Annotated in this window: 16 protein-coding genes; 1 reads left to right on the forward strand and 15 read right to left on the reverse strand. The window is 55.5% G+C overall.

The window, feature by feature from the left end; translation table 11 throughout:
* Window position 1: 1 nt before the first annotated feature.
* The 8 genes from rpsC to rpsJ form a co-directional block, all read right to left on the reverse strand.
* On the reverse strand, window positions 2-664 hold the full coding sequence (gene rpsC / locus FOI68_RS19610; protein WP_029101063.1) for a 30S ribosomal protein S3: 663 nt from the start codon (window positions 662-664) through the stop codon (window positions 2-4).
* Between the two features lie 13 nt (window positions 665-677).
* Window positions 678-1,010: a 50S ribosomal protein L22 gene (rplV, locus tag FOI68_RS19615; RefSeq protein WP_029101064.1), complete on the reverse strand. Its 333-nt coding sequence runs from the start codon at window positions 1,008-1,010 to the stop codon at window positions 678-680.
* A 29-nt stretch (window positions 1,011-1,039) separates the two neighbouring features.
* Complete coding sequence (gene rpsS / locus FOI68_RS19620; protein WP_029101065.1) at window positions 1,040-1,321, reverse strand: 30S ribosomal protein S19; 282 nt, start codon at window positions 1,319-1,321, stop codon at window positions 1,040-1,042.
* Between the two features lie 51 nt (window positions 1,322-1,372).
* A complete protein-coding gene (gene rplB / locus FOI68_RS19625; RefSeq protein ID WP_029101066.1) occupies window positions 1,373-2,203 on the reverse strand; it encodes a 50S ribosomal protein L2 in 831 nt (276 codons plus the stop codon).
* 32 nt (window positions 2,204-2,235) lie between these two features.
* Entirely contained in the window at window positions 2,236-2,526 is a 291-nt protein-coding gene (gene rplW, locus FOI68_RS19630; protein ID WP_029101067.1) for a 50S ribosomal protein L23, read from the reverse strand.
* A complete protein-coding gene (gene rplD / locus FOI68_RS19635) occupies window positions 2,526-3,149 on the reverse strand; it encodes a 50S ribosomal protein L4 (protein ID WP_029101068.1) in 624 nt (207 codons plus the stop codon). Before rplD ends, rplW begins: the two co-directional genes overlap by 1 nt.
* A gap of 17 nt (window positions 3,150-3,166) precedes the next feature.
* Window positions 3,167-3,799 (reverse strand): 50S ribosomal protein L3, encoded by a 633-nt coding sequence (gene rplC / locus FOI68_RS19640; protein ID WP_029101069.1) that lies wholly within the window; start codon window positions 3,797-3,799, stop codon window positions 3,167-3,169.
* Window positions 3,800-3,946: 147 nt separating this feature from the next.
* On the reverse strand, window positions 3,947-4,255 hold the full coding sequence (rpsJ, locus tag FOI68_RS19645) for a 30S ribosomal protein S10 (RefSeq protein WP_029101070.1): 309 nt from the start codon (window positions 4,253-4,255) through the stop codon (window positions 3,947-3,949).
* Between the two features lie 435 nt (window positions 4,256-4,690).
* Between rpsJ and FOI68_RS19655 the strand changes: the two genes are divergently transcribed.
* Window positions 4,691-5,092, forward strand: a complete 402-nt coding sequence (locus FOI68_RS19655) for a globin domain-containing protein (RefSeq protein ID WP_029101071.1) — start codon at window positions 4,691-4,693, stop codon at window positions 5,090-5,092.
* Between the two features lie 34 nt (window positions 5,093-5,126).
* On the opposite strand, the gene FOI68_RS19660 is transcribed toward FOI68_RS19655, so the two are convergent.
* From FOI68_RS19660 to rpoC, 7 genes are all read right to left on the reverse strand, one after another.
* Entirely contained in the window at window positions 5,127-6,047 is a 921-nt protein-coding gene (locus FOI68_RS19660) for a DMT family transporter (RefSeq protein ID WP_143864072.1), read from the reverse strand.
* 164 nt (window positions 6,048-6,211) lie between these two features.
* Window positions 6,212-7,402, reverse strand: coding sequence for an elongation factor Tu (tuf, locus tag FOI68_RS19665; protein WP_044899141.1), 1,191 nt, complete (start codon window positions 7,400-7,402; stop codon window positions 6,212-6,214).
* Between the two features lie 122 nt (window positions 7,403-7,524).
* Window positions 7,525-9,603 (reverse strand): elongation factor G, encoded by a 2,079-nt coding sequence (gene fusA / locus FOI68_RS19670; protein ID WP_029101074.1) that lies wholly within the window; start codon window positions 9,601-9,603, stop codon window positions 7,525-7,527.
* 69 nt (window positions 9,604-9,672) lie between these two features.
* Window positions 9,673-10,143, reverse strand: a complete 471-nt coding sequence (gene rpsG / locus FOI68_RS19675; RefSeq protein WP_029101075.1) for a 30S ribosomal protein S7 — start codon at window positions 10,141-10,143, stop codon at window positions 9,673-9,675.
* 58 nt (window positions 10,144-10,201) lie between these two features.
* A complete protein-coding gene (gene rpsL, locus FOI68_RS19680; RefSeq protein ID WP_029101076.1) occupies window positions 10,202-10,636 on the reverse strand; it encodes a 30S ribosomal protein S12 in 435 nt (144 codons plus the stop codon).
* Window positions 10,637-10,753: 117 nt separating this feature from the next.
* Window positions 10,754-11,008 (reverse strand): 50S ribosomal protein L7ae-like protein, encoded by a 255-nt coding sequence (locus tag FOI68_RS19685; RefSeq protein WP_029101077.1) that lies wholly within the window; start codon window positions 11,006-11,008, stop codon window positions 10,754-10,756.
* 149 nt (window positions 11,009-11,157) lie between these two features.
* Window positions 11,158-14,784, reverse strand: coding sequence for a DNA-directed RNA polymerase subunit beta' (rpoC, locus tag FOI68_RS19690; protein WP_029101078.1), 3,627 nt, complete (start codon window positions 14,782-14,784; stop codon window positions 11,158-11,160).
* Window positions 14,785-14,787: the final 3 nt, after the last annotated feature.

Consider the following 14,787-nt stretch of genomic DNA (forward strand, 5'->3'; position numbering starts at 1 on the left):
ATTACTTGCCTCCTTCCTCAGTAGCGACGTTCTTTTTCGTCGGAAGGACTTCTCCGCGGTAGATCCACACTTTTACGCCGATACGACCATAGGTGGTGTGAGCTTCAGCCGTGCCGTAGTCGATGTCAGCGCGCAGCGTGTGAAGCGGAACCGTACCTTCGCTGTAACCTTCGGAACGTGCGATGTCAGCACCGCCGAGACGACCGCTGACCAGTGTTTTGATCCCTTTCGCGCCTGCACGCATGGTACGGGAGATGGCTTGCTTTTGCGCACGACGGAAAGAAATGCGGTTTTCCAGTTGACGAGCGATATTTTCAGCTACCAGGGTAGCATCCAGATCCGGTTTTTTCACTTCGTTGATGTTGATGTGAACGCGCTTGCCGGTCAGCTCCGTCAGCGATTTGCGCAGAACCTCAACTTCCGCACCGCCCTTACCGATTACCATACCAGGCTTAGCGGTGTGAATCGTTACGTTCACGCGGTTCGCTGCGCGTTCGATTTCAATGGTGGATACAGCAGCATCTTTCAGACGCCCTTTGATGAATTTGCGGATTTTCAGGTCTTCGTGCAAGAGCGTAGCGAAGTCCTTGTCAGCGTACCATTTGGACTCCCAGTCGCGGATAATGCCAATGCGAAGACCAACCGGGCTTACCTTTTGACCCACACGTAATCCCTCCTTATTTCTCGTTTAATACCACGGTGATGTGGCTGGTGCGTTTATGGATGCGGCTAGCGCGACCCATAGCGCGCGGACGGAAACGCTTCAGCGTCGGACCTTGGTCGACGAAGATTTTGCTCACCACGAGGTTGTTCGGATCCATCTCGTAGTTGTGCTCAGCGTTAGCGATAGCCGATTTCAGGAGTTTCTCAACAACGGGAGAAGCCGCTTTCGGCGTGTGCTTCAGGATCGCCAGCGCTTCACCCACCTGCTTGCCTCGAATCAAGTCAACCACCAGGCGAACTTTACGAGGAGCGATGCGAATATAGCGAGCAACTGCTTTAGCTTCCATCTTTGTACCTCCTCTCTGTCAAGAGAAAATTAGCGCTTCTTGGATTTCTTGTCGTTGTCGACGTGACCCTTGAAGGTACGAGTTGGTGCAAATTCACCCAGTTTATGACCAACCATGTCTTCCGTTACGTATACCGGTACATGCTTGCGGCCATCGTACACGGCAAACGTGTGTCCGACGAATTCCGGGAAGATGGTCGAACGGCGAGACCAGGTTTTAATCACGCGCTTCTCGTTTTTTTCGTTCAGCTCAACAACTTTTTTCATCAAGTGGTCATCCACGAAAGGACCTTTCTTCAAGCTGCGTCCCATAAGTGAACCTCCCTTCGCCAAAGGCGTTCGGTTAATTGTCTAAAGCCGTCCTTACTTCTTGCGGCGGCGAATAATGTACTGATCGGATTTGTTTTTCTTCTTGCGGGTTTTGAGACCCAGAGTAGGTTTACCCCAAGGCGTAACAGGCGCTTTGCGACCGATCGGAGCGCGGCCTTCACCACCACCGTGCGGGTGATCGTTCGGGTTCATTACGCTACCGCGAACAGTCGGACGGATACCCAGCCAGCGGGAACGACCTGCTTTACCGATGTTGATCAGCTCGTGGTCGAGGTTGCCGACTTGACCGATGGTTGCGCGGCAGTTGTTGTGAATGCGGCGAGTCTCACCGGAAGAGAGACGTACGATGACGAAATCGCCGTCACGGCCGAGCAGTTGAGCGGATGCGCCGGCTGCGCGAACCAGTTGGCCGCCTTTGCCAGGTTTCAGCTCGATGTTGTGGATCGTCGTACCAACCGGGATGTTTTCCAGCGGCAGAGCGTTACCGATTTTGATGTCGGCATTCGGACCGGAGATGATCTCGTCGCCTACTTTCAGACCCAGCGGCGCGATGATGTAGCGCTTTTCGCCGTCCACGTAGTTGATCAGCGCGATGTTGGCGGAACGGTTCGGGTCGTACTCGATGGAAGCTACGCGGCCTACGATGCCGTCTTTGTTGCGTTTGAAGTCGATGATGCGATATTTGCGTTTATGACCGCCACCTTGATGACGAACGGTGATTTTCCCTTGGTTGTTGCGGCCTGCTTTTTTGGTCAGGGGCGCCAACAGGGATTTTTCAGGAGTCGACTTGGTGATCTCCTCGAAAGTAGAAACCGTCATTTGGCGACGACCAGGAGAAGTCGGTTTAAACTTTTTGATACCCATGTAAATTCCCTCCTTTTCTGTAGCCGTCGGGGTTATACACCTTCGTAGAACGTCAGCTCTTTGCTGTCTTCAGTCAGCTTAACGATCGCCTTTTTCCACTCGGAGGTGTAACCGGAGTATTTGCCGTAGCGCTTCGGTTTCGCAGGAACACGCATGGTGTTGACTGCCGCAACTTTCACGCCGAACACTTTCTCAACCGCTTGCTTGATCTCGGTTTTGTTCGCTTTGAGAGGTACTTCAAACACGTACTTCTTCTCTGCCATCATGTCAGTGGTGCGCTCCGTAATGACAGGGCGCTTGATGATGTCGTGAAGGCTCTTCATTAGGCGAGCACCTCCTCTACTTTCGCAACCGCATCTTTCGTTACGATTACTTTGTCGTGCGCCACCAGGTCGAGAACGTTAATGCCAGCAGCATCTACGAACTTCGCACCCGGGATGTTGCGGGAAGAGAGCGCTACGTTTTGATCGAATTCGGACGTTACGATCAGAACTTTGCGATCTACTTTCAGGTTGTTCAGGACAGCCTTCATATCCTTGGTTTTCGGAGCCGGGATATTCAGCGCGTCCAGAACCAGCAGTTCGTTGTTTTGCACTTTCGCGGACAGCGCGGATTTCAGCGCCAGACGACGAACTTTGCGGTTCAGTTTGTATCCGTATTTACGCGGAGTCGGACCAAATACGACACCGCCGCCTTTCCATTGCGGAGCGCGAATGGAACCTTGGCGGGCACGACCCGTACCTTTTTGGCGCCACGGTTTGCGGCCACCACCACTTACTTCAGAACGGTTCTTTACATCGTGAGTGCCCTGGCGTTGGGAAGCTTGCTGCATCACGATTGCGTCGAAGAGCACAGCGTTGTTGGGTTCGATGCCGAATACGCTGTCAGCCAGCTCGATTTCGCCCACTTGAGAACCGGCTTGGTTGTAAAGAGCTACTTTTGGCATGTCAGTTCCTCCTTTCCTTACTTGTTCTTCTTGACTGCCGTGGATACTACAACGTAGCTGTTTTTCGGGCCAGGCACGGAGCCTTTTACCAGAATCAGGTTGCGATCCGCATCTACCTTGATGATCTCCAGGTTTTGGATGGTTACGTTGTCGCCACCCATTTGACCCGGCAGGGTTTGACCCTTGAATACGCGGTTCGGAGCGATCGCACCGAGAGAACCAGGTCCACGATGGTAACGGGAACCGTGAGCCATCGGACCGCGGGCTTGGTTGTGGCGCTTGATGGCACCTTGGAAACCTTTCCCCTTGGTTACTCCGGCAACGTCTACGAATTCTCCTTCGGCAAAAATGTCAGCTTTCAGTTCTTGACCAACCTCGTAATCTGCGAGGTTTACTCCGCGAATTTCGCGAATGAAGCGCTTAGGTGCAGTGTTTGCTTTCGCTGCGTGTCCTTTTTCCGGTTTGTTTGCACGCTGTTCTTTCTTGTCTTCGAAGCCGAGTTGGATCGCTTCATAGCCATCGTTCTCTTGATCCTTCTTTTGCAGAACGACGCAAGGACCAGCTTCGATAACCGTAACAGCGATGGCTGCTCCGTTCGGACTAAAAACTTGCGTCATGCCAAGTTTTTTCCCTAAGATTCCTTTGGTCATGTGTGCCACCTCCTGTACTTATCTCCAAAAAACATTCGTGTTGTATCAAGTCCCTGCCGATGCGCAGGGGTGCCGTTTACGGGGTTTGAAGACTTGGTATATCGCGTTCGTTAAGACAACGCCCGCGCGTGTATCACTTTTACAAGTTTACAGTTTGATCTCGATGTCCACACCGGACGGCAGATCCAGACGCATCAGAGCGTCAACCGTTTGCGGCGTCGGGTTCAAAATGTCGATCAAACGCTTGTGCGTACGCATTTCGAACTGTTCACGAGAGTCTTTGTACTTGTGAACAGCGCGGAGAATCGTGTAAACCGCTTTTTCCGTCGGAAGCGGAATCGGACCGGATACGCTGGCACCGGAACGCTTCGCGGTGTCTACGATTTTCTCAGCAGACTGATCGAGGATTTTGTGATCGTACGCCTTTAAACGAATACGAATCTTTTGTTTTGCCATTTTAGTCCCTCCTTTTTCGCCCATTTTATAAACGGACATTTCTCCGTGGAAATATCCTGCACCCCGGTCATGGCAAAGGGGCCGGGTGTGTCAGCAACCTCCCACATCATCGCAAGTCCATGACCAACATTCAATATTGTACTAAAATGCACTGGGCAACGCAAGTTTTTTCTTGCCGCACAAGGGATTTTCCTGCTTTCCTCCGTCCCGCTGCCCACCTGCGCGCCGGTGCGTTCTCGTACAACATGAGCCCGGAGATCGACTCACTTTGACCATCTTACCCAATTTCCCCGTGTGAACGCAAGCGGGATCGGCTGGCAATGGAATCCGGCATGTTCCGCCCTATATATAATAGAGGAAACGCGCTATACTGAAGAAGGTACGCGCTTGTGTGTACCTGCCATCCGAAAAGCGGCACGCGAAGGAGGTTACCCGATGTCCCAACCCCTGGAGACACCCTATGAATTGATCGGCGGAGCGGAAACGCTGGCCCGCCTGGTGGATACGTTTTACGACCTGGTCAAGGAGCATCCCGATCTGGCTCCCCTGTTTCCGGAAGACTTTACCGAGGTCAAGGAACGGCAGTATCTGTTCCTGACCCAGTTTCTCGGCGGCCCGACGCTGTACAGCGACCGATACGGCCATCCGATGCTGCGTGCCCGCCACATGCGCTTTCCCGTTACGCCGAAGCGGGCGGAGGCGTGGCTCGCCTGCATGAGCGAAGCGATGGACCGCACCGGCCTGGAAGGAGACGTGCGCCGGCACATATTCGAACGCCTCAGACTGACGGCGTACCATATGGTCAATCAATGGGAATCGGACGAAGAAAAAGCGTAGGAGCTGCTCCTGCGCTTTTGTCGTCATATCCGGTTCAGGTTTGTTTGTTCGCCGCCCCCCAGAGCTGCCGCTTCGACACCTGCCGGGAGCCGAGATAGACCCCTGTCACGATCATCACCAAGGCGAACAGATGCAGCAGTTGAAGCTGCTCGTTCAAAAACAGCGCAGCAAAAAAGAGGCTGGCAAGCGGCATGCCGTTGAGAAAGACCGCCGTGCGGCTGGCCCCCAGGTGACGGATGCCGTAATTCCACCCCACCGATCCGAGAGCCGTGGCCAGACAGCCGGACACCAGAATCACCAGCCATTGAAACGGTGTGACTTCCAGTGACACATAGTAGCTGATCGACTCCGCATAGAGGGCTGCCCCCCAGAGAAAGACGACACCAAACATCTGCGAGACGGCGGTCACCAGCAGCACCGGTACCCCGCGCGTCGTCAGCTTGCGGATCAGCAGACCTCCCGTGACGTACATGAGCATGGAGGCAAACATGATGACATCTCCCCAACCGTTTACGGCAATCGCCCCATGCTGGGTCAACACGACGACCAGAACGCCGCTGAACCCGACTGCGATTCCCACCGCTTTTCGCCAGGACATCGCTTCCCCGAGAAACACCATCGCCAGCAGCGCCGTGGCCAGCGGATTCAACCCCAGAATCAGCGAAGCATTGCCGGCGGACGTATACTGCACACCAGCGGCAAGCGTAATCTGGTGCAGGGCGATCGAACTTGCGCCCACTCCGGCGAGCAGCAGCCAGTCGATCGCGTTCAGCTTCAATTGGCGACTGTAGGTCCACAGAATCGGGCTCAGGCAGACGCCCGCCACCGTCATCCGGATCGCTGCCACGTACAGGGGTGGAAACGTCGTCAAATACTTCACCATTACCACATTCAGCCCCCATAACGTGACGACACCGGCCAGTATGAGGTACAACCAGCGTTCATTTCTTCCCATCCCATGCCCTTCTTCCCCTTGAGGTTGCTTCTGATTTCCTCATTGTAGCACAGGCAGACCGCACGATTTATTCGATGTTTTGATCGATGCGATGCAAAAGAGACATCAACTGTCAAATACAAAAAACCCGACAGCCAACACTGTCGGGTTTGATCGTGATGCGATTACTCGATGATGGCGGATACTACGCCAGCACCAACGGTACGGCCACCTTCGCGGATAGCGAAGCGAGTACCTTGCTCCATCGCAACCGGTGCGATCAGTTCAACGGTGAACTCGGTGTTGTCGCCCGGCATTACCATTTCAACGCCTTCCGGCAGTTGGATGATACCGGTAACGTCAGTGGTGCGGAAGTAGAATTGCGGACGGTAGTTGGAGAAGAACGGAGTGTGACGGCCGCCCTCTTCTTTGGACAGAACGTATACTTCCGCTTTGAATTTGGTGTGCGGAGTAACGGAACCCGGCTTAGCCAGAACTTGGCCGCGCTCGATGTCTTTACGCTCAACACCGCGCAGCAGGGCACCGATGTTGTCACCCGCTTCAGCTTGATCCAGCAGCTTGCGGAACATTTCCACGCCAGTTACGGTAGTGGATTTGGTTTCTTCAGCCAGACCCACGATTTCTACTTGGTCACCCACTTTAACAGTACCGCGCTCTACGCGACCGGTAGCAACGGTACCACGACCGGTAATGGTGAATACGTCCTCTACCGGCATCAGGAACGGTTTGTCGGTAGCGCGTTCCGGAGTCGGGATGTAGTTGTCAACTGCATCCATCAGTTCGAGGATTTTCTTAGCCCATTCGCCAGTCGGGTTGTCCAGAGCTTCTTTCGCGGAACCTTTGATAACCGGAATTTCGTCGCCCGGGAACTCGTATTGGGAGAGCAGGTCGCGAATTTCCATTTCAACCAGTTCCAGCAGCTCTTCGTCGTCAACCATGTCGCATTTGTTCATGAATACGACGATGTACGGAACGCCTACTTGGCGGGACAGCAGGATGTGCTCGCGAGTTTGCGGCATCGGACCGTCAGCAGCGGACACAACCAGGATTGCGCCGTCCATTTGAGCGGCACCGGTAATCATGTTTTTCACGTAGTCGGCGTGGCCCGGGCAGTCAACGTGAGCATAGTGACGGTTTTCCGTTTCATACTCAACGTGAGCGGTGTTGATGGTGATACCGCGCTCTTTTTCTTCCGGAGCAGCGTCGATGCTGTCGTACGCCATCGCTTTGGCTTTACCTTGTTGAGCCAGAACGGTGGTGATGGCAGCAGTCAGCGTGGTTTTACCGTGGTCAACGTGACCGATCGTACCAATGTTAACGTGCGGTTTCGTACGTTCGAACTTTTCTTTTGCCATGAGAGTTGAAGCCTCCTTAAATGATAAGGGTTTTATAGGGTGAAGAAAGGTTTACCCTATCAACGGATGTCCCCTCAATATTGTAAACCTTTCTCGTTTCAAGATAAAGTCAGTCCAGCCGATTATTCACCTTTGGACTTCTTGATGATTTCATCGGCAATGAACTTCGGTACTTCTTCGTAGTGGTCGATCACCATGGAGTAAGTACCGCGGCCTTGCGTACGGGAACGCAGTACGGTGGAGTAGCCGAACATCTCGGACAGCGGCACCATGGCGCGGATGACTTGCGCGTTTGCGCGAGCTTCCATACCTTCGATGCGGCCGCGGCGGGAGTTCAGGTCACCCATTACGTCACCCATGTACTCTTCCGGTACGGTTACTTCCACTTTCATGATCGGCTCCAGCAGAACCGCGTTACATTTCTTCGCCGCTTCTTTCAGCGCGAGAGAACCAGCCACTTTGAACGCCATCTCGGAGGAGTCGACGTCGTGGTAGCTACCGTCAAACAGCGTCGCTTTGATATCGACGAGCGGGAAGCCGGCGAGAACACCGTTTTTCATCGCTTCTTCGATACCTGCTTGTACCGCCGGAATGTATTCCTTCGGCACTACGCCACCGACGATCTTGTTCTCGAATTCGAAGCCTTTGCCCGGCTCGAGCGGAGAGAATTCCACCCAAACGTGACCGTATTGACCGCGGCCACCGGACTGGCGAACGAATTTCCCTTCCACCTTCGCGGTACCGCGGAAGGTTTCGCGGTAAGCAACCTGAGGTGCACCTACGTTCGCATCCACTTTGAATTCGCGCTTCAGGCGGTCGACGATGATCTCCAGGTGGAGCTCACCCATACCGGAAATAATCGTTTGACCGGTTTCTTCGTTTGTATAGGTTTTGAAGGTCGGGTCTTCCTCGGCCAGTTTGGCGAGGGCCATACCCATTTTGTCTTGGTCTGCCTTGGACTTCGGCTCGATCGCAACGGAGATAACCGGCTCTGGGAAGGTCATGGACTCCAGGATAACCGGTGCCTTTTCGTCGCAGAGCGTGTCGCCGGTCGTCGTGTCTTTCAGACCAACGGCAGCGGCGATATCACCGGAGTAAACCTGAGAGATTTCCTCGCGGTGGTTTGCGTGCATCTGCAGGATGCGGCCGATGCGCTCGCGCTTGCCCTTGGTGGAGTTGAGCACGTAGGAACCGGAGTTCAGCACACCGGAGTACACGCGGAAGAAGGTCAGTTTACCCACGTACGGGTCGGTCATGATCTTGAACGCCAGAGCGGCGAACGGACCATTGTCGTCAGCCGGACGGGTCACTTCTTCATTGGAATCGGGCAGAACGCCTTTGATCGCCGGGATATCAACCGGAGACGGCAGGTAGGCTACTACCGCGTCCAGCATCGGCTGAACCCCTTTGTTGCGGTAGGAAGAACCGCACAGCACCGGAGTGATTTTGCACTCGATGGTGCCTTTGCGCAGAGCCGCACGAATTTCGTCGTTGGTCAGCTCTTCGCCTTCCAGGTATTTCATCATCAGCTCTTCGTCTTGTTCCGCAGCCGCTTCGACCAGTTGCAGACGCAGCTCTTCGCACTTGTCTTTCAGTTCGGCCGGGATTTCGGTAGCGTCAGAGGTTTTGCCCAGGTCGTCGGTGTAGATGATCGCTTTCATCTCGATCAGGTCTACCATGCCGACAAACTTGTCCTCTGCGCCGATCGGGTATTGAATCGGTACGGGATTCGCACCGAGGCGCGTACGGATTTGCTCGACGCACATGTCGAAGTTGGCGCCAATGATGTCCATTTTGTTGACGTAGCAGATACGCGGTACGCCGTAGCGGTCAGCTTGACGCCATACGGTTTCGGTCTGCGGCTCAACGCCACCCTTTGCGTCAAAGACGGTAACGGCACCGTCGAGTACGCGCAGGGAGCGCTCAACTTCAACAGTGAAGTCTACGTGGCCAGGCGTATCGATGATGTTGATTCGATGGCCTTTCCATTGAGCAGTGGTAGCAGCCGAAGTGATGGTGATACCGCGCTCTTGCTCTTGTTCCATCCAGTCCATGGTGGCAGCGCCTTCGTGCACTTCACCAATCTTGTGAACGCGACCGGTGTAGAACAGAATACGCTCGGTAGTGGTCGTCTTACCGGCATCGATGTGAGCCATGATACCGATGTTTCGCGTATTCGGCAGAGAGAACTCGCGAGCCATGTGGTATGCTCCTTCCATACTCGAGTGTGAGAATATACGGGTATCCAAAGCGGACACCCGCTTTGGATACTACCAGCGATAGTGTGCAAACGCTTTGTTTGCTTCAGCCATCTTGTGCGTGTCCTCACGCTTTTTCACTGCTGCACCAGTGTTGTTAGCCGCGTCGATGATTTCCGCCGCGAGACGCTGCTCCATGGTTTTCTCACCACGGGTACGCGCGTAGTTTACCAGCCAGCGCAGACCGAGTGTGGTACGGCGCTCCGGCTTCACCTCAACCGGTACTTGGTAGTTGGCACCGCCGACACGGCGAGCTTTCACTTCCAGTACGGGCATGATGTTTTTCAGCGCTTCTTCGAATACTTCCATCGGGTTGCGGCCGGTACGCTCCTCAACAATCTTGAATGCATTGTACAGGATGTTTTGCGCAACACCGCGCTTGCCGTCGTACATCAGCTTGTTGATCAGTCGGGTAACCAGCTTGCTGTTGTAGATCGGATCAGGCAGCACGTCACGACGGGCTACAGGACCTTTACGAGGCATCGTATTCCCTCCTTCTGTTTTATATTTTTCTCACGCCGTTTCACGTAGGCGATGGTTGTTATTTTTTCGCTGCAGCTTGGCCCGGTTTCGGACGTTTGGTACCGTATTTGGAACGACCTTGCTTGCGGTTGTTCACACCGGCAGTGTCAAGCGCACCGCGGACGATGTGGTAACGAACCCCCGGCAGGTCTTTTACACGGCCGCCGCGAACCAGCACAACGCTGTGTTCTTGCAGGTTGTGGCCAATACCACCAATGTAAGCTGTAACCTCAATACCGTTGGTCAAACGCACACGAGCGTATTTACGCAGCGCGGAGTTTGGCTTTTTCGGAGTCATGGTACCCACACGAGTGCAGACACCGCGTTTTTGAGGAGAGCTTTGGTTGGTTTGGGTTTTCTTGAAGCTGTTGTACCCCTTTTGCAGAGCAGGGGACTTCGACTTCACAACCTTGTCCTTGCGACCTTTGCGCACCAATTGGTTCATTGTAGGCATGGATGTTACCTCCCTTCTTATTACCCAATCTCAAGACCACAGATCCAGGTGAGTCATTTTTGGGTCAAATAGAAAGTCTTTGCAAGCAACCCGTAGGGATCGCCAACAAAAACATCGTTAACCACTTTTCTTGATCGCGGCAGTCGCCGCTCCCACCTCGATTCCGCACGCTTTGCCCAAACGGCGCATGGAATCGACGTAGATGACTGGCACACCCTTCTCTTTGCAAAGGAGCTCGACCTTTTGGGTCAGTCGGCGATCGGCGTCCGTGGCGATAAAGACCGTGTCCGCCTGCTGGTGTTCCACGGCTTTCATCGTCTGCTTGATGCCGATTGTCAGCTCCTTGGCCCGCTCTACTTTTTCATAAGACATGATGATCATATCCTCCAAAGTACAGATGTCAGGCACACTTGAATATAATATCAGTTGGGTGCTTGAATGTCAACGCCTGCGACCCTTAATTTTTTATGCAAGACAAGGTGCCCCTCCCGAGCGGAAGGGCACCTTGTTTGTATCACGGTCTATTCTACCGAAACAGCTTCGAGCTGTTCCTGGCCTCCGTTCGCCTGCGCTTCGTGTTCGGCGCGGCTCATCACCTTGATGTTGCGGTAGCGCGACATGCCGGTACCGGCCGGAACCAGTTTCCCGATAATGACGTTTTCCTTCAGGCCGAGCAGGCGGTCCACCTTGCCCTTGATCGCGGCGTCAGTGAGGACGCGCGTCGTTTCCTGGAAGGATGCGGCCGACAGGAAGGAGTCGGTTTCGAGCGACGCCTTGGTAATCCCCAAGAGGACCGGACGACCCACGGCAGGCGTTTTGCCTTCCATGAGCACCTTGGCGTTTGCCTGCTCGAACTCGTGCACTTCCACGTAGGAACCCGGCAGCAGGTCGGTGTCGCCGCTGTCGATGACGCGCAGCTTGCGCAGCATCTGACGGATCATGACCTCGACGTGCTTGTCGTTAATTTCTACCCCCTGCATCCGGTACACTTTTTGCACCTCTTGCAGGATGTAGTTGGACACACCGCGCTGGCCGCGTACTTTCAGCATTTCTTTCGGGTCGACGGAGCCTTCGGTGAGCTCGTCGCCGGCACTCAGCTTGGTGCCCACGGACACCTTAATGCGGGAGCCGTACGGCACGGCGTACACCTTGTTTTCTGCCTCGCCGCGCACCTCGATTTCGCGACGGTCTTTGCCTTCGCGGATGTCGATCACTTCCCCGTCGATCTCGGAGATGACCGCCTGCCCTTTCGGATTGCGGGCTTCGAACAGCTCCTGAATCCGCGGCAAACCTTGGGTAATGTCGTCACCCGCAACCCCGCCGGTGTGGAACGTCCGCATCGTCAACTGGGTACCCGGTTCACCGATGGACTGAGCGGCGATGATGCCGACCGCTTCGCCGATCTCCACTTCGGCCCCGGTCGCCAGGTTGCGGCCGTAGCAGCGTTTGCAGACGCCGTGGCTGGTACGGCAGGACAGCACGCTGCGGATGTACACCTCGGTGATGCCGGCTTTTTCGATCTTGTCGGCGATCTCCTCGGTGATCTCCTGATTGCGGCCGACGATGATCTCGCCGGTCTCCGGATGGCGCAGGGTCTCGAAGCAGGTGCGGCCGATGATGCGGTCAGCCAGCTTCTCGATTTCTTCCTTGCCGTCCTTGATCGCGGAGACGCGGATGCCCTTGTCGGTGCCGCAATCCTCTTCGCGGACGATCACGTCCTGCGCCACGTCGACGAGACGGCGGGTCAGGTAACCCGAGTCAGCCGTCCGCAGCGCCGTGTCGGCGAGACCTTTCCGCGCGCCGTGCGTGGAGATGAAGTACTCCAATACGGTCAGACCTTCGCGGAAGTTGGACTTGATCGGCAGCTCGATAATCCGGCCGGACGGGTTGGCCATGAGACCGCGCATCCCGGCCAACTGCGTAATCTGCGACACGTTACCGCGGGCACCGGAGTTGGCCATCATGAAGATCGCGTTGAATTTGTCCATGGACTTCATCAGGACGTCGGTCACTTCATCCTTGGCCTTGGACCAGATGGAGATGACCCGGTCGTAGCGCTCGTCCTCGGTAATCAGACCGCGGCGGTACTGCGTCATGACGGTTTGTACCTTTTTGTCTGCTTCTTCCAGGATCTCTTTCTTTTTCTCCGGCACGACGATGTCGGCGACGGCGATGGTGATCCCGGCCTTGGTCGAGTACATGAAGCCCAGTTCCTTGATCTTGTCGAGGATCTTGGACGTTTCCGTCGTTCCGAAGCGGCGGAAGCACTCGGAGATGATCGTTCCAAGGAAGCCTTTTTTCACGGCTCCCTGGTCCGGCAGCTTCTTGATAAACTCTTTCACGTTCGTGCCTTTTTCAAAGATAAAGTACTCGTTCGGCACGCCTTTTTGCAGGTTGGCCTTGGTCGGCACATTGATGTACGGCAGTTCCGGCGGGAAGATCTCGTTGAAGATCAGTTTCCCGACGGTCGTGACCAAGAGCGCGTTCTTCTGCTCTTCGGTGAAGCTGGTTTTGTTCAGGCTCTTGGTCGGCAGCGCGATGCGCGTATGCAGGCTGATGTAGCCGTGCTGGTACGCGGCGATCGCGTCATGAGGATCGCGGTATACCGTACCTTCGCCCTTGTCGCCCTCGCGCTCCAGGGTCAGATAGTACGACCCCAGCACCATGTCCTGGGACGGCGTAACGACCGGTTTTCCGTCTTTCGGGTTCAGGATGTTTTGCGCCGCCAGCATGAGGATGCGGGCTTCCGCCTGCGCCTCTGCGGAGAGCGGCACGTGCACGGCCATCTGGTCGCCGTCGAAGTCGGCGTTGTACGCCGTACATACGAGCGGGTGCAGACGGATCGCGCGGCCTTCCACCAGGACCGGTTCGAACGCCTGGATACCGAGACGGTGCAGGGTGGGGGCGCGGTTCAGGAGCACCGGGTGTTCGCGGATGACGTCTTCGAGAACGTCCCACACCTCAGGCTGCACGCGTTCCACCTTGCGCTTGGCGCTCTTGATGTTGTGAGCGAGGCCCTTGGCCACCAGCTCCTTCATCACGAACGGCTTGAACAGTTCCAGCGCCATTTCCTTCGGCAGACCGCACTGGTACATCTTCAGGTTCGGACCGACGACGATTACGGAACGGCCGGAGTAGTCCACGCGCTTACCCAGCAGGTTCTGGCGGAAACGGCCCTGCTTCCCTTTCAGCATGTGGCTGAGGGATTTCAGCGGACGGTTGCCCGGACCGGTCACCGGACGGCCGCGGCGGCCGTTGTCGATGAGCGCGTCCACCGCTTCCTGCAGCATGCGCTTCTCGTTTTGCACGATGATGTCTGGAGCGCCCAATTCCAGGAGGCGCTTCAGACGGTTGTTGCGGTTGATCACGCGGCGGTACAGGTCGTTCAGGTCGGAGGTGGCGAAACGACCCCCGTCCAACTGAACCATCGGACGCAGCTCCGGCGGAATGACCGGCAGCACGTCCAGCACCATCCACTCCGGACGGTTGCCGGAGTTGCGGAACGCCTCCAGCACTTCGAGGCGCTTGATCGCGCGGTTTCGGCGCTGACCCTGTGCCGTCTTCAGTTCTTCCTTCAGCGCTTCCACTTCTTTGTCCAGGTCGATTTCCTGGAGCAGGCGCTTGATCGCTTCCGCCCCCATCATCGCCTGGAAGGAGTAGCCGTATTTTTCCCGGTAGTTGCGGTATTCCTTTTCGGACAGCAGTTGTTTTTTGTCCAGCGGCGTATCGCCCGGATCGGTTACCACGTAGGATGCAAAGTAGATAACTTCCTCCAGGGAGCGCGGCGACATGTCGAGCACGAGGCCCATGCGGCTCGGGATCCCTTTGAAGTACCAGATGTGAGAGACGGGTGCAGCCAGTTCGATGTGCCCCATCCGCTCACGACGAACCTTGGCGCGGGTCACTTCCACGCCGCAGCGGTCGCACACGACGCCTTTGTAGCGAACGCGCTTGTACTTGCCGCAGTGGCACTCCCAGTCCTTGGTCGGACCGAAAATGCGCTCACAGAACAAACCGTCCTTTTCCGGCTTCAATGTGCGGTAGTTGATCGTCTCCGGCTTTTTCACTTCCCCGTACGACCAGGAACGAATCTTGTCCGGGGAAGCCAAGCCGATCTTCATGTATTCGAAGTTGTTCACGTCTATCACAGG

Source organism: Brevibacillus sp. LEMMJ03 (assembly GCF_007197875.1).
GTDB lineage: Bacteria > Bacillota > Bacilli > Brevibacillales > Brevibacillaceae > Brevibacillus > Brevibacillus thermoruber.